Below are 13803 nucleotides of genomic sequence, written 5' to 3'. Positions count from 1 at the left end.
CCCGCCGGGTCTAGCTCCTCAGCTGTTCGATCGCACCTGCCACAATGGCGATGTGCTCCACCCAGCCCGGATTGCGCCAGTGCGGCAAGCGTTGCATCTGCGCGGTCCGCACCGGGCCATCGGCGGCATGATCCAGCACCGCGCGGCGCCAGCCTGGCCCATCCAGCGGGTCCAGATAGTCCGGCACAGCGCCGCCGACCTCGTGCAGGGCGGGCAGGTCGCTGCAGATGACCGGCGTGCCCACGGATAGCGCCTCCGCCACCGGCATGCCATACCCTTCGGCAAATGACGGCATCAGCAGCGCCTTTGCGCCCCGCAACAGGGCGGACAGGCGCCGGTCGGGACAGCCGCCCAGCTCCTCCACATGACCGGTCAAAGCGGGGCATCGCTCCAGCATGTCGATGACCTGTTCGTTCTCCCAGCCGCGCCGGCCGATGATTACCAGCCGGGGCACCTCTGCCGGGGGCAGCGTCTGCACCAGCACGCGCCACAGATGCAGCAGCAGCAGGTGATTCTTGCGCGGCTCGATCGTGCCGAGGCACACGAAGTAAGGTCGGCCATCGCCCCGCTCCGGTTCGGCCGGCGGCAGCGCCTCTGTTCCCAGCAGCGCGACATGAACCGGCGTGCCGGGCCGCAGCCAGGGTTGCAGCGACCGGCCGGTGGCGGCGGAATTGACGATGGCCCCGCCGTTGGTTTCACCGATCACCGTCGCCACCGTCTCGATCCGCTGTCGGTGCAGCGCAGCGCCCGTGGGGCGGGCATATTCGGGATATTCGATCGGGATCAGGTCATGCACCAGGCACAGGAAGCGGGCGCGTTCGCGCTGCATGATCCGGCGCACCACATCGGCCCGCGTCAGATGATGGGGCGATGCCTGGACATAGACCCCGCCGCTGCCGATCCCCTGACGGGTGGGCAGCAGTGCGTTCAGCTGCGGCAGGATGGAGGGAAGGGAGCGGCGCGGCGGGCCATCCTCCTGCGCGGACCAGCGGCGTTCCAGCGTGTCGAGATAGGCAAGGGCCACCGGGCGACGCACGCGGCCATACAGGCCGGCAGGATGCAGCGCGGCGAAGGCGAGATCGTCGCCATAATGCGACAGCAGCCCGCGGGCATAGGCCATCTCCACCCGATCCACGCCCGACGGCGTCGAATAGCGGATGCGCGAGATCAGGCGCGAGATGTCGAGGATCACACCGGTCATCGGAACGGCGCCAGCATGCGGCCCTGCCATCGGCGGATCGGCGCGACCCAGTCCAGCCGACCGGGTGCCCGGGTGCCGGTCATGCGGTCCACCAGCACCTCGGGCGGGCAGGGCAGACCGGTGACCGGGTCAAGATAGCGGGGAAAGAGGATCAGCACTCCGGCAACCAGCTCATCCAGCTGCAGCCGGCGCGTGCGGCGCGCGGGCACTGCTCCCAGGTCGCAGGTCAGGCCCCATCCGGCATAGAAGGGCGTGCCATGGCACGTGACCTGCAGGCCGCGCAGCAGCGCCTCGAACCCGGTGAGGGAGGTCAGGGTATGCACCGCATCGACCGTGCCGAGCAGGGAAGCCATGCTGCCCCCGCGCACCACCCGGTCGGCGTGCTGCAGGGCAACGGCGTCGTGTACCGCGCCGCGGCGCAGGCCGGTGTCGACATCGGGGTGCGGGCGGAACCAGATCTCGGCATCGGGCTCCGCGGCGCGGGCGCGGCGCAGCAGCTCCTCGTTGACATTGTCGGCCGCCAGCAGGTCGCCCCCGGCAGCGCGGACCGACATGTCGTCCGCCACCTGGCCCGGCACCAGCACCAGCCGCCTGCCCACCTGCCGATCGGGCAGCACGTGGGCAGCTGTGTCGGCGGAATATTTGCTGATCCCGGCGGCGACGATCCGTTCGCGCAATCGTGCCGCACGGGCCTGCATGGCAGCCGGGAACGGCCCCTGTTCCAGGGTGGTCTCCAGATCGCTGGGATGCGCGGGATCGAAGTGGATGCCGCTGAAATCCACCACGACGGATGATGGCGGCACCAGATCGACGCCCAGCCCGACGGATCGCACGAACCCGTCCTCCACCTGGACCAGCTGCACGCCCCTGGCCTGCGCATCGGCGGTCAGCTGTGGTGACACGCGGGACGGCCAGACAGCCAGGCCGCCGCCGGCCCGCTCCGCCAGGGCCAGCGCCCTGGCCGGACGGCGCACCATGTGCAGCCGGCGCGCAGGGTGCCACAGGAAGCGGCGGATTTCCCGGCGCTTCCACCAGGCCATGCCGGAGGCGGCGGCGATGGCTCGGTTCGCGTCGAGCGTCCGCCGCCACAGCGCAAGCAATTCGATCACCTGCGGCAGGGTGGAGGGACTGCCCGTGAACGGGTCGCGCCACGATGCCGCCAGCAGTGCGCTTGCAGCACGCGCATCCAGCGCGGCATCATCGTCACGCGTCACGCCGAACCGGCCGGACGAGAGCAGGCGCACGGGCACGGTGTTGATGCGGGCGAGAGCCACCCATTCATCGTCGCCATGGGCGATCAGCCCGGCGGCACCGGGCAGGACGGACCAGGGGTCCAGCTCGCCGGGGCATGGAGTAGCACCGGCCGCAGCTGCAAGGTCGTCGGTCCCGCGCGGCCGCGACAGCCAGCTACCCGGCGTGGGGGAGGGCGCGGGCGCGGCCCAGAAGGTGCCGCCCACGCGTGCCTCCCGCACCAGCGCGAACAGGCCGGGGCCGTCCTGGGGCGCCTTGTCCGCCGGCCCGGCGCCCGAGACGCTGGCATCCGCCCACGGGAAGGGCGGCGCGCGCAACAAGGGCGCGTCGGGCGGCAATGTCACGGCCGTACGCCCCAGCACTCCAGCTGCAACTCCCCATCTGACTGCCGCTGCAAGGCGCCGAAGGATCCGGTGGGAAGCTTCAGGCTGCCGGAACCGAGCAGGCCCGAAGCGAGCAGGGCAAAACGCGCCGCACCGTTGCTGGTGACCAGCAGAACGGGGCCGTCATCCTGCGCGAACAGGGCACGCCAGGCCGCCAGCCGCAGCTCCGGCTCGACGATCCATCCTGGGGGCGGGACCCCGTCATCGTCCCACGCCGCCAAAGCGTCCGCCCCGATGCGGGCCAGCACGGCCGCATCGGGCTGATCCTCGTCCGGACCGTGATCGATTTCGCGCAGCCAGTCTGTCGGCTGGGGCGCGGGCGAGTCCGGCAGGTGCCGAAGGATGGCGGCTGCGGTGTCGCGAGTCCGCATCAGCGGCGATGTCAGCACGCTGGCGAAGCGCCAGCCCAGGGCCGCGAAATGCTGCCCCAGCGCATCGGCCTGGATCTGGCCGGACTCCGTCAGCGGCAGATCCGTGGGGCTGCCGATGCGGCGCGGTGGTTCGCCGCTGGTGAAGGTATTGCCGTGACGGACGATGACGAAGCTGGGGGTGGGCGTGAATGCAGTCATGATCCGCCGCTATCAGCCGGGGAACGGATCGCCTAGCCGCTGGATCGTCTGTTCCGCCAGTTCCACATCCGCCTGCGTGTCGATGCCCGACAGGGCATGCGCCGGCGTGTCGACCTCCACCGTGGCGACCACGCGGCCCCCTTCCAGGAAGCGGAGCTGCTCCAGCCCTTCCAGCACTTCGTACTGCCCCGGAGCGGCCGCGGCGAACCAGCCGAGCGCCGCCATGCGGTAGCCGTAGAGCCCCAGATGCTGCCACACGGGCGACAGCGGCCCGGCGGCGCGCAGCGCGGCCTCGCTGCGCATGGCGGGCAGGATCGACTTCGAGAACCACAATGCGCGGCCGTCGGCGGCCCGGATGCAGGTGGTGCCGCTGAACGGAGCCGCCTGCTTGTGCGCCCGCAACCGGTCCAGCCGTTCCCAATCCAGCTGGAACGCCGGAGTCGCCACATCAGCCTGGCCGTTGCGCAGGGTGGCAATCAGGCCTGAGACGACGGCCGGCGGGATGAACGGCGCATCCCCTTGCAGATTGATGACCAGCCCGTCCGGTCCGACCCGCCCCTCGGCCGCGGCAAAGGCCCGGGCCGATCCGGAATCGAGCGCCTTCGCCGTCATCGCGACATCCACACCCAGATCGCGCGCGTGATCGGCGATGCGATCGTCGTCCGTCGCGACCAGCACGGCGCAATCGCCGGCCTGCGTCGCCGCCGCCCGGCCGACCGCGACCACCCGTTCCAGCAGGGTGCGTCCGGCGATCGGCAGCAGCGGCTTGCCCGGCAGGCGGGTGGAACCGTAGCGGGCGGGAACGACGATCAGGTCGGGCATTGTGTCAGGGGATCCTGGATTTGGCGGGAAGGCGCGGTGCAGGTCAGCCGATGCCCGCGCGCACGATGTCGTGCATGTGGATGATGCCGATCAGCACGTCAGCCGCATCCACCACGAACAGCACCGACACGGCATTGCCGTTCATGATCTGCAACGCTTCGGACAGCAGCACGTCGGAGGTGACGGAGACAGGGCGCGGGGACATGTGCAGGGCGATGCATTCGGTCAGGTCATTCGCCGCGATGCAGCGGCGCAGGTCGCCATCGGTGAAGGCGCCGACCAGCCGGCTCTGCGCGTCTACCACCGCGGTGCAGCCATAACGCTTGCGGCTCATCTCGATCGTCGCGCCGGTGAGCGATGCATCGCCCGCGACCCGTGGCACGGCTTCACCAACGCCCATCACATCGGCCACCGTGGCGAGCTGCGCGCCCAGGCTGCCGCCGGGATGGAACACCCGGAAATCCGAACTGGTGAAGCCGCGCGCCTCGATCAGCGCGACCGCCAGCACATCGCCCAGCACCAGTTGCACGGTGGTGGAGGAGGTGGGCGCCAGCGCGTTCGGGCAGGCTTCCCGCACCCGCGGCATGACCAGGCAGACATCAGCATGGCTGGCCGCCGTGCTGTCGGCCAGCGAGGTCGCGACGATCAGCTTGATGCCGTAATGATTGCAGTAGTGGAAGGTGTCGCGCAGTTCGCTGGTCTCGCCAGACCAGGTGAATGCCAGCACCACGTCCTGGGGCGTGATGACGCCCAGATCGCCATGGCTTGCCTCGCCCGGATGCAGGTACAGCGCCGAGGTGCCGGTGGAGCGCATCGTGGCCGCGATCTTGCGTGCAATGTGGCCGCTCTTGCCCATGCCAGTCACGATCACACGACCGGTCGCGGCGGTGAGGATCTGGATGGCTTCCTCCACGGCGCCGCCAAGTTCCTCCTCGCTCAGCGCCTGGCGCAGCGTACGTAGGGCTTCCATTTCGGTGTCGACCGTGCGCAGCGCCGATGTCGTCTGACGGGTGGAGATGGTCTGGATCGTCATTTCGCCATGTGCCTCTTCGTTTGTGTGCCGGGCGCCGGGTCAGCCAGTCATGCCTGAACTGCGCGCATGCCCATCCCTGTGCAGAGACGGAGTGGATCGGAGCAACCCTTGGTCCGCGAACGATTAAGGCCAGGTTTCCGAACAATCATGTAAGTTCCGCGCCTTATCGCAGCTTTGGTGCGTTGCAGCCCAAAAGAGGGCAAGCGGCGCTGCTTTGCGACGGATCGTTGCCGGCTGGCCACAACCAGCCCTGTTGCCGGCCTCGGGCCGGTGCCCCGGCATGCTGGCCCATACCGTCGGCCCGAGAGCCGGCGCGCGCATTGTCACGCCTCAATCTCCGGATCAGGACAGCTGGCGCATCAACATGCGCCCACCATCACGACTTGGCTTTGCGCGATCGGGTCTGCCCACGTCCGGGCGACGACTGGCGCAACGTGGTGATCTGGCTGCCGAACACCCAATCCCACCAGATGGCGGTGATCGCGAAGTTGCGGTCATGATCCACGAAGTGATGCCGCATGTGATGCCGCTTCAGCATGGTACCCACGGGCCCGCTCATGTCCCATTGATGGCAGGCGAAGTGGACAACGTCGTACAGGACATATCCCGTCATGAAGCCCAGAAAGATCCAGGTGCCCGGCGTGCCCGCCGCCAGATACAGCGCCAGCCAGACCAGGCCGGCGATCGGCAGGCTGGCGGGAAGGGGCATCAGTCCGCGCAGGGGATCGCCGGGATCGTCATGGTGGTTGCCATGCATCAGGAAGATCATCGCCCGCACCGGCGGAAAGTCCGACCTGAGGTGGAACAGATAACGGTGCATGGCATATTCGAACAATGTCCACAGGCCCAGCCCGGCCGCGACCAGCGCCAGACCTGTCCATGCCGAAACAGCGCCCCAGCCCGCCCAGGCGATCGCCGGCAGAGCCACCGCCCAGAAGAGTGCGAATGTTGTTGGCGACATCGTTGTAAGGCGTTCAAGGGTTTCATTCCTGAACAGCCTGACCCGCGCTACGTGATTATCAGGGGTTGGCATTGGTTCCATGTGGGACAGTAGCAGTGTGCCTAAGTCAAGACGGAGAGTGCTTGTGCGTGCCTTGGCAGTGACGGGTGGTTAGGTTTTCGTTGCCCGAAGGTCACAGGCGGATGACCGCCCGCAGCATCCTTGTGCTTGGCGCATCGGGCGGTCTCGGCAGTGCGTTGGCGCGCCACTATGCCACACCCGGAGCCAGGCTGCTACTCTGGGGTCGGGACGAGGCGCGCCTGCAAGCGGTTGCCCGATCGTGCGAGGCGGCGGGCGCCACCGTGCACATCCGGTCGCAGGATCTGACCGACCTGCCCGCCGCCACCGCCGCGCTGGCGGAGGATGACGCGCGGCATGCGATCGATCTGGCACTGTTCGCTGCCGGTCTGGGCGACATTCGCGCGGAGGGTGACCGGGTGGAGGATGCTGCGCTGGTCGCGCGCCTGGCCGCAGTGAACTTCACCGCCCCGGCCGTGCTGGCCTCCGCCCTGGCGGGCCGCATGGTGGAACGGGGGGCAGGGCGGATCGTGCTGGTGGGGTCGGCGGCGGCGTTTCACGCGCTGCCCTTCGCCGCTGCCTATGCCGGGACCAAGGCCGGGCTGGCCCGCTTTGCCGAGGCGCTGCGGCTCGCGTGCCGCGAACATGGCGTGACCGTCACGCTGGTGTCGCCCGGCTTTATCGACACGCCGGCGGGCCGGGACGTGCCGGGGCCGAAGCCCTTGCTGTTGCAGCCGGAGGAGGTTGCGGCACGGATTGCGCATGCGGCGGAACGCGGCACAGCGCATGCGATAATGCCGTGGCCGTTCGCGGCACTGCGCCTGTTCGATCGCCTGTTGCCGCGGTTCCTGCGCGATCGACTGCTGCTGTCGCTGGCTCCGCCGCCGTCAGGCCGGTGAACCGAGCACCGTGTCCAGCACTGCATGGTGCAAACCGGCCGGTGTCAGGTTTGCCTGGCGGTTCGCGCCGGGGATGATGTGCCCGGCGGCGTCGATCCGCAGCATGACGTAAGGGGTATGGCGATCGCCGCCCGGCGCCGTCATGCCCGGGATGCTGGGCCGGTGATCGCCAAAGAAGACCAGCAGCGCGGACCGGCCCAGTGCGGTGAGCCCGTCCCGCAGCTGTGCCAGCATCGCATCGCCATGCCGCGCCAGCCGCAGATAGCTCCCACGCAGGTCGGGTGTCTCTTCCGAACTGTCCGGCGTCCAGGGCCCGTGATTCTCGATGGTCACAGCATACAGCATTGTCGGCGCGACCGCCGCGGCGGCTTCCGCCAGGATCGTGTCGGCCACCGCCGCATCGGTGACGTAGCGGCCGGCCCCGGCAGGCGGCGGCGCGAAATCAGCCTCGCCCAACAGGGTATCGAAGCCGGCCACCGGCATGATCCGGTTCCGGCCATAGAAGCGCAGATCGTGCGGATGCAGGAACAGGCTGCGCCATCCCGGCAGGCGCCGGGGCAGGGCATAGGATTGCTCGCCGATCGCGGTCAGGAACGGGTCGTACCGCCGGAAGCCCAGCGCCTCCTCCTCGCGCCCCCACAGCACGCCATACTCGGTGCGCATGGTGTAGGCGCCGAAGCCGCTGACCTCCAGCCGGCCCCACTGCCATGCGTCGAGGCGCGCCTGTTCCAGCGCGGGCAGGGCTAGCTGCGGATCGGCGAACAGCTCCACCGGGTCGGCGAAGCTCTCGCACTGCACGATCACGATCAGGTCGGGCGCGGGCAGGGTGGCCGGCGTCCGCTGCGGATCGGCACAGGGAAGGGGATCGGGCATGCGCCTCCAGCGCAGCCAGTGCAGCAGCAATGTGGGCGCAAGGCCGTGCCGGTCGACGTCGCCCGCCGCATCCGGCCCCGGCGCCAGCGCGCGGAAGGTGGGGCGACGCAGCGTCACCCACAGCAGGGCCACGCCGAGACCGCACAGCGCCAGACCCGCAGCATGGGGCGCCGCGTCGGGTACGAAGAGGCGGGCCAGGGTGGCGATCAATGCGCAAGCGGCCAGCGCGGCGGCGATACGCTGCCACAGCGGCACGGCAGACCAGTAGAATTCCGGGTGATTGAAGATGCTGCGAATCATCGCGAAGTCGGGGAACAGCAACTGCTCGCCAAGCACGGCGCGCTTGGCATTGGACGCGACCACCAGCACTGCCTGCACCGCCAGCACCAGGCACGCCGCCACCAGCCCGCTGCCGCAGAGTGCAAGGAACAGGCCCTGCAGCGCCACCACCATGCAGATCAGCAGCCAGGTTCCCGCAACGCTGCGCCCCGCCAGCCCGCGCGAGAGCTGCGGGCGCGGACTGACCAGGCGATCCAGCAGAACCGCGGCGGTCAGCAGGATTGCAATGGCCGGGTCGTCATCAATCATCACGCTTGCTGTATCCGCCGACCCGTCAACTGTCCCGTCCTGTGCGGGCGGATCGCCCATAGCGCCCCCTGCATCAACTGTCATCGTAGGACGACCGAAGGCTTGCCGGTCGGCCCCGGCGCAGTTACCGCGCGTTTTCAGAATGATCGCGCCGGACGAGGCGCGGGGAGCATTTTTCGTCAATGTCAGTCACATACGGGTCCACCAGTGAGCCCGCCTCCCAGGCTTCGCCATTTGCGCAGACCGCGCCGGGCCCGCGCACCGTGCTGTTGCTGCAGGGCCTGATGGGGCCACTGTTCCGGCGACTGGGGCAGGGCCTGACGGCGGCTGGGCACCGGGTCCACAAGGTCAACTTCAATGGCGGCGACCGGATGTTCTGGCGCCTGCCCAATGGCATCGACTATCGCGGCAACCTGACCGACTGGCCGGATGTGTTCCGCGCCATGCTGCATGATCTGGCGGTGACCGATGTGGTGCTGTTCGGCGATTGCCGCGACCATCACCTGCCCGCCACGCGCATCTGCCGGCAGCTGGGCGTTCCGGTCCATGTGTTTGACGAAGGCTACATCCGCCCCGACTGGGTCACGCTGGAGCTGGGCGGGGTCAACGGTCATTCTTCGCTGCCGCGTGATCCGCAATGGTATCGTGACACGGCAGCAACCCTGCCGCCGGTGCCGCCGCACCAGCAGGTGCCCGCCTCCTTCCGCCGGCGCGCGACGGAGGGCCTCATGTACAATGTGGCCGACGTGCTGACGCGCTGGCGATATCCGCACTGGAACAATCACCGCCCCTGGCACCCGGTGGTGGAAGGGGTCGGCTGGTACCGCAAGCTGCGCGGCCGCAAGGAACGGGAGCAGAGCAGCGCCGCTTTGTTAAGCCGGCTGAAGCGGACGCAGCAGCCTTATTTCGTGTTTCCGCTGCAGCTGGAATCCGATGCGCAGATCCGCCTGCATTCCCCCTTCGCCGGCATGGCGCCCGCGATCCGGCTGGTGATCGAATCCTTCGCCGCCCACGCCCCGGCCGATACGCGGCTGGTGGTGAAGGAGCACCCGCTGGACAATGGCGTGCGCAACTGGGCGCAGGAAACCGCTGACATGGCTGCTCTGTTCGGCGTGTCGGACCGGGTCGATTACCTGCCCTGGGGCGACATCGTGCCCATCACGCAGCGTGCCCGCGGCATGGTTACGGTGAACAGCACCAGCGGCACCTTCGGCCTAGCCAGCGGGGTGCCGGTGGTGGTGCTGGGCCATGCCGTCTACGACGTGCCGGACCTGACGTTCCAGGGCGGGCTGGACGCCTTCTGGCAGCACCCCGTCCCGCCCGACCCGGACACCTTCGCCGCCTATCGCCGCGTGCTGATCGAACGATGCCTGATACCGGGCGGCTTCTTTTCCGATGAGGCGTTGGACAAGGTCGTCCGTCACGCAGTGGCGCGGCTGGAAGGGCGGCCGTTGCTGCCCGAGTAAGACTCGCGTGAACTACTTCGAACATCTGCTGGTTGCGATGGCCATCCAGATCGCCATCGGCCTGCTGACCCGCAACTGGTGGGCCGGGGCGGCGCTCGCCTCCGCCTATTTCATCGGGCGCGAAGTGTCGCAGGCGGAATATCGCTGGATCGAGCAATTCGGCGAAGGGCGGCGCGCCAACATGCCGTGGTGGGGCCCGTTCGATCCGCGGGTCTGGCAGACGAAGGACCAGCTTGTCGACTGGCTGGCCCCTACGCTGGGCACCTGCCTGCTGGCCTTCATCATGACACGCAAGGGCGCCTAGGGTTGAGGCCCTAGAGCGCCGGATTGTTGTAGCAATGCCAGGTCAGGATGGCGACCGCGCCGCGATGCGGGCGCCAGCCTTCCGCCAGCAGGCGGGTCGCCTTCTCGTCGGGCCGGGCGGGGAGGTCCAGCAGCTTGCCGATGCCCGCCTGCACCGCCAGGTCGCCGGCAGGCCAGATGTCGGGCCGCCCTTCCGCGAACAGCAGGTAGATTTCCGCCGACCACCGGCCGATCCCCTTGATCTGCGTCAGCGCGGCGATCGCCTCCTCGTCATCGGCGGGCAGGGCGGTTAGATCCAGCTGCCCTTCGCTCACCAGCGTGCACAGCGAGCGGGCATAACCCTGCTTCTGGCGCGACAGGCCGCAGGCGCGCAGCGCATCGAACTCCGCCGCCAGCAGCGCGCCGGGTGGGATCTCCGGGCCGAGCAGCGCCTCCAGCTTGGCCCACACGCTGGCGGCCGCCGCGACGCTGACCTGCTGGCCCACGATGGTGCGCAGCAATGTGCGATAGCCCGGCTGGCTCACGCGCGGCTCCGGCATGCCGGCCCGCTCCAGCGCCCGGGCGATGCCCGGCTCCATCGCCGCGACGGCCGCCAGGCCGGTCCTGATCTGTTCCGCGCTCAGCGCCATGTCGGCCTCGCTTGCCATTGCCCGTTCTAGCCCGTAGCAGCCCGGCAGAAGCGCACAAAGGCGGAGTTGTCATGCCCACACTGATCGTCACCAGCTCGTCCGGAGAGGAACGCACGGTCACCGTCGGGGACGGGCTCACGCTGATGGAGGCAATCCGCGACAACGGCTTCGACGAGTTGCTGGCGCTGTGTGGCGGTTGCTGCTCCTGCGCGACCTGTCACGTCCATGTCGAGCCCGACTTCCTGCCGCTACTGCCCCCCATGTCGCGGGACGAGGATGACCTGCTCGATTCCAGCGAGACCCGCGATGCGACTTCGCGCCTGTCGTGCCAGATACCGCTGACGGACGAACTGAACGGCCTGCGCGTGCGGATTGCAGAGATAGACTAGCTCCCGCGGTCCCAAACAGTGCTTGGCTTGCGCGGCTGTGTCGCGGGCCTTACCTCCTGTGACATGATGGCACCTGCTGCGCGTCCTGACACGCTCGACCTGATTGGCAACACCCCGCTTGTGCGGCTGCGCGGGCCGAGCGAGGCCGCCGGATGCGAGATCTGGGGCAAGTGCGAATGGGCCAATCCCGGTGCATCCGTGAAGGACCGGGCCGCGCTGTGGATCGTGCGCGATGCGGAGGCGCGCGGCGTGCTGCAGCCCGGCGGCACCATTGTCGAAGGAACCGCCGGCAATACCGGGATCGGCATGGCGCTGGTCGCCAACGCGCTGGGATACCGCACCATCATCGTGATGCCGGAAACGCAAAGCCGCGAAAAGATGGACACGCTGCGCGCCCTGGGTGCGGAGCTGGTGACCGTGCCGGCGGCGCCGTACAAGAACCCCGGCCATTTCGTGCACACCAGCCGCCGCCTGGCGGAAGAGACGCCAGGTGCGATCTGGGCCAACCAGTTCGACAATGTCGCCAACCGCCGCGCCCATATCGAAAGCACCGCGCCGGAGATCTGGCAGCAGATGGATGGCCGGATCGACGGGTTCACCTGCGCGGTCGGCACCGGAGGCACGCTGGCCGGCGTCGGACTGGGCCTGAAGGAGCGGGACGAGAATATCGTGATCGCGCTGAGCGATCCGCACGGCGCCGCGCTGTACGAGTTCTACCAGAATGGCGAGCTGAAGGCGGAAGGCAGTTCGGTGGCCGAGGGGATTGGTCAGGGCCGCATCACCGCCAATCTGGAAGGCGCCCCGGTAGACCGCCAGTTCCGCATCTCTGACGAAGACGGGCTGGGCTGGATCGCCCGCCTGCTGCGCGAAGAGGGCATGTGCCTGGGCCTGTCCAGCGGCGTCAACGTCGCCGGCGCCGTGGAGCTGGGGCGGCAGCTGGCGGCCGAGCGCGGGCCGGAGGCGCGGGTCGTGACCATCCTGTGCGACACCGGCTTTCGCTACCTGTCCACCCTGTACAATCGCGAATGGCTGGTCAGCAAAGGCTTGCCGCCCTTCAGCTGGTTGGCGTGATGGAAAGCGACGCAGATGCCGCCGCCGGTGCCGCACGCAGGCCGGTGCTTCCGTCCACCGGCAAGCGGCAGGCGACGCAACGGGTACAGATCGGCTTGGCCGGACTGGCGGCGATGATCCTGCTGGTCGGCCTGTCCAGCATCATCATGCGCAATGCCCAGCAGAATCAGGCGCTGGTCGTGCCGGAAGCCGCCCCGACGGTGGCCGTCACTCCGCCGCCGCAGCCGGTAAGCGATCCGCTGGCCGATGCCGGCGTGGTGCCCGACATGTCGACCGACACTGCCGCAGTCGCTCCGACCCGGGCCAGAGGTTCCGGTGCGCCGCAGCCGGGGACCTGAGGCGCTGCTTGGCGCATTGCTGCTGCTGGTTGGCAGCCCCACTGGCGCCCAGGACGCCGCCCCCGCTGATGCGGCATCGTCCGACGCTGCCCCTGCGGCAGAGGCACAGGCGGACAAGCCCGAGCTCGCTCTGTTCGGCACCATCCCGATCTACTGGGGGGAGGGCAACGGCATGGAGGATGTGCTGGCCGGCACCGCCACATCGCATTGGGCCCGGGCACTGCTCGATCAGGGCCACTCCTTACGTCCGCTCGCCACGCTGCTGCCGAACGAGCTGGCCGGCCACGATGCCCTGCTGATCGCGCAGCCGCGGGTCTTGAGCCCGGCGGAGAACGTGGCGCTGGACGGCTGGGTAAGAGGCGGCGGACGGCTGCTGCTGTTCGTCGATCCGCTGCTCAGCGGCGAATCACGCTACCCCCTGGGAGATTCGCGTCGACCGCAGGACGTGGTGCTGCTGTCGCCGCTGTTGCGCCACTGGGGTCTGGATCTGCAGTTCGCTGCCGACCAGTCGCACGATCAAGAAGTGCGGGAATTTGCGGGAATGCTGCTGCCGCACCGGCTGTCCGGCACCCTTGCGGCCCTCCCGGATAATACCGGGTGCGAGATCCAGGGTGCTGGAATCCTTGGAGATTGTCGCATCGGCGCAGGGCGGGTGGTGATCGTCGCCGATGCTGATCTGCTGGATCTCTACCACCCGGCTGCCGGTGCTGAAGAGGCCATGCTGGCCCTGATCCGGCGTAGCTTCGGTCCGGCAGGCATCGCCTTGCAGAACAGTGACTTGGCTGAGGGTGCCCATGCACAAGCTGTGGACAAAGCTGTGCACAACGATCCGTAACATACCGTATCGCCCCTAACTTCCCGCAATTTCCCCTTCCTTCCCGCTGCGCCCCGCGATATACGCTTGGTCAATCGGGCACACATTCATCGTGCATCTCGCGCATGGCGGGGTGACCGGCCGCACCACAGCGTG

15 protein-coding genes are annotated in these 13803 nt (G+C 68.7%); 7 read left to right on the top strand and 8 right to left on the bottom strand.

The window, feature by feature from the left end; all coding sequences use genetic code 11:
* Positions 1–10: 10 nt before the first annotated feature.
* The 6 genes from D5S08_RS02015 to D5S08_RS01990 all read right to left on the bottom strand — a co-directional run bounded on the left by D5S08_RS02015 (position 11) and on the right by D5S08_RS01990 (position 6220).
* Positions 11–1201, bottom strand: a complete 1191-nt coding sequence (locus D5S08_RS02015; RefSeq protein ID WP_121114980.1) for a glycosyltransferase family 4 protein — start codon at positions 1199–1201, stop codon at positions 11–13.
* On the bottom strand, positions 1198–2814 hold the full coding sequence (locus D5S08_RS02010) for a capsular polysaccharide export protein, LipB/KpsS family (protein ID WP_241557165.1): 1617 nt from the start codon (positions 2812–2814) through the stop codon (positions 1198–1200). Before D5S08_RS02010 ends, D5S08_RS02015 begins: the two co-directional genes overlap by 4 nt.
* Entirely contained in the window at positions 2793–3404 is a 612-nt protein-coding gene (locus D5S08_RS02005) for a histidine phosphatase family protein (protein ID WP_121114978.1), read from the bottom strand. The genes D5S08_RS02010 and D5S08_RS02005 overlap by 22 nt, the downstream gene beginning before the upstream one ends.
* A 12-nt stretch (positions 3405–3416) precedes the next feature.
* On the bottom strand, positions 3417–4226 hold the full coding sequence (locus tag D5S08_RS02000; protein ID WP_121114976.1) for a 3-deoxy-manno-octulosonate cytidylyltransferase: 810 nt from the start codon (positions 4224–4226) through the stop codon (positions 3417–3419).
* 43 nt (positions 4227–4269) lie between these two features.
* A complete protein-coding gene (locus tag D5S08_RS01995; protein ID WP_121114974.1) occupies positions 4270–5259 on the bottom strand; it encodes a KpsF/GutQ family sugar-phosphate isomerase in 990 nt (329 codons plus the stop codon).
* Positions 5260–5635: 376 nt separating this feature from the next.
* Positions 5636–6220, bottom strand: coding sequence for a sterol desaturase family protein (locus D5S08_RS01990; protein ID WP_241557164.1), 585 nt, complete (start codon positions 6218–6220; stop codon positions 5636–5638).
* A 182-nt stretch (positions 6221–6402) separates the two neighbouring features.
* Here D5S08_RS01990 and D5S08_RS01985 point away from each other — a divergent pair, with 182 nt between their 5' ends.
* Entirely contained in the window at positions 6403–7176 is a 774-nt protein-coding gene (locus D5S08_RS01985; RefSeq protein WP_121114970.1) for an SDR family NAD(P)-dependent oxidoreductase, read from the top strand.
* On the opposite strand, the gene D5S08_RS01980 is transcribed toward D5S08_RS01985, so the two are convergent.
* Positions 7165–8637: an LTA synthase family protein gene (locus D5S08_RS01980; RefSeq protein ID WP_121114968.1), complete on the bottom strand. Its 1473-nt coding sequence runs from the start codon at positions 8635–8637 to the stop codon at positions 7165–7167. The genes D5S08_RS01985 and D5S08_RS01980 overlap by 12 nt on opposite strands.
* A 182-nt stretch (positions 8638–8819) precedes the next feature.
* On the opposite strand from D5S08_RS01980, the gene D5S08_RS01975 reads away from it, so the two are divergent.
* Complete coding sequence (locus tag D5S08_RS01975) at positions 8820–10103, top strand: capsule biosynthesis protein (RefSeq protein WP_175578856.1); 1284 nt, start codon at positions 8820–8822, stop codon at positions 10101–10103.
* A 7-nt stretch (positions 10104–10110) separates the two neighbouring features.
* Complete coding sequence (locus D5S08_RS01970) at positions 10111–10407, top strand: hypothetical protein (protein WP_421757441.1); 297 nt, start codon at positions 10111–10113, stop codon at positions 10405–10407.
* 10 nt (positions 10408–10417) lie between these two features.
* On the opposite strand, the gene D5S08_RS01965 is transcribed toward D5S08_RS01970, so the two are convergent.
* Complete coding sequence (locus D5S08_RS01965; protein ID WP_121115451.1) at positions 10418–11035, bottom strand: DNA-3-methyladenine glycosylase family protein; 618 nt, start codon at positions 11033–11035, stop codon at positions 10418–10420.
* Positions 11036–11106: 71 nt separating this feature from the next.
* On the opposite strand from D5S08_RS01965, the gene D5S08_RS01960 reads away from it, so the two are divergent.
* The 4 genes from D5S08_RS01960 (at position 11107) to D5S08_RS01945 (ending at position 13668) form a co-directional block, all read left to right on the top strand.
* Positions 11107–11424 (top strand): 2Fe-2S iron-sulfur cluster-binding protein, encoded by a 318-nt coding sequence (locus tag D5S08_RS01960; protein ID WP_121114966.1) that lies wholly within the window; start codon positions 11107–11109, stop codon positions 11422–11424.
* Positions 11425–11487: 63 nt separating this feature from the next.
* Complete coding sequence (locus D5S08_RS01955) at positions 11488–12495, top strand: cysteine synthase A (RefSeq protein ID WP_121114964.1); 1008 nt, start codon at positions 11488–11490, stop codon at positions 12493–12495.
* Positions 12495–12833, top strand: a complete 339-nt coding sequence (locus tag D5S08_RS01950) for a hypothetical protein (protein ID WP_121114963.1) — start codon at positions 12495–12497, stop codon at positions 12831–12833. Before D5S08_RS01955 ends, D5S08_RS01950 begins: the two co-directional genes overlap by 1 nt.
* A 16-nt stretch (positions 12834–12849) precedes the next feature.
* Positions 12850–13668, top strand: a complete 819-nt coding sequence (locus tag D5S08_RS01945; RefSeq protein ID WP_126665471.1) for an ABC transporter — start codon at positions 12850–12852, stop codon at positions 13666–13668.
* Positions 13669–13803: the final 135 nt, after the last annotated feature.

It is taken from the genome of Croceibacterium ferulae, from assembly GCF_003660445.1.
Classification (GTDB): Bacteria; Pseudomonadota; Alphaproteobacteria; order Sphingomonadales; family Sphingomonadaceae; genus Croceibacterium; species Croceibacterium ferulae.
Note: the sequence above shows the minus strand (reverse complement) of the source record. Positions and strands in the feature narration are given on the sequence as shown.

Bases quoted from the DNA above. Each gene is read 5' to 3' on its own strand.
- D5S08_RS02015 (WP_121114980.1), bottom strand. From the start codon at position 1,201: ATGACCGGTGTGATCCTCGACATCTCGCGCCTGATCTCGCGCATCCGC.
- D5S08_RS02005 (WP_121114978.1), bottom strand. From the start codon at position 3,404: ATGACTGCATTCACGCCCACCCCCAGCTTCGTCATCGTCCGTCACGGC.
- D5S08_RS02000 (WP_121114976.1), bottom strand. From the start codon at position 4,226: ATGCCCGACCTGATCGTCGTTCCCGCCCGCTACGGTTCCACCCGCCTG.
- D5S08_RS01995 (WP_121114974.1), bottom strand. From the start codon at position 5,259: ATGACGATCCAGACCATCTCCACCCGTCAGACGACATCGGCGCTGCGC.
- D5S08_RS01990 (WP_241557164.1), bottom strand. From the start codon at position 6,220: ATGTCGCCAACAACATTCGCACTCTTCTGGGCGGTGGCTCTGCCGGCG.
- D5S08_RS01985 (WP_121114970.1), top strand. From the start codon at position 6,403: ATGACCGCCCGCAGCATCCTTGTGCTTGGCGCATCGGGCGGTCTCGGC.
- D5S08_RS01980 (WP_121114968.1), bottom strand. From the start codon at position 8,637: ATGATTGATGACGACCCGGCCATTGCAATCCTGCTGACCGCCGCGGTT.
- D5S08_RS01975 (WP_175578856.1), top strand. From the start codon at position 8,820: ATGTCAGTCACATACGGGTCCACCAGTGAGCCCGCCTCCCAGGCTTCG.
- D5S08_RS01965 (WP_121115451.1), bottom strand. From the start codon at position 11,035: ATGGCGCTGAGCGCGGAACAGATCAGGACCGGCCTGGCGGCCGTCGCG.
- D5S08_RS01960 (WP_121114966.1), top strand. From the start codon at position 11,107: ATGCCCACACTGATCGTCACCAGCTCGTCCGGAGAGGAACGCACGGTC.
- D5S08_RS01955 (WP_121114964.1), top strand. From the start codon at position 11,488: ATGATGGCACCTGCTGCGCGTCCTGACACGCTCGACCTGATTGGCAAC.
- D5S08_RS01950 (WP_121114963.1), top strand. From the start codon at position 12,495: ATGGAAAGCGACGCAGATGCCGCCGCCGGTGCCGCACGCAGGCCGGTG.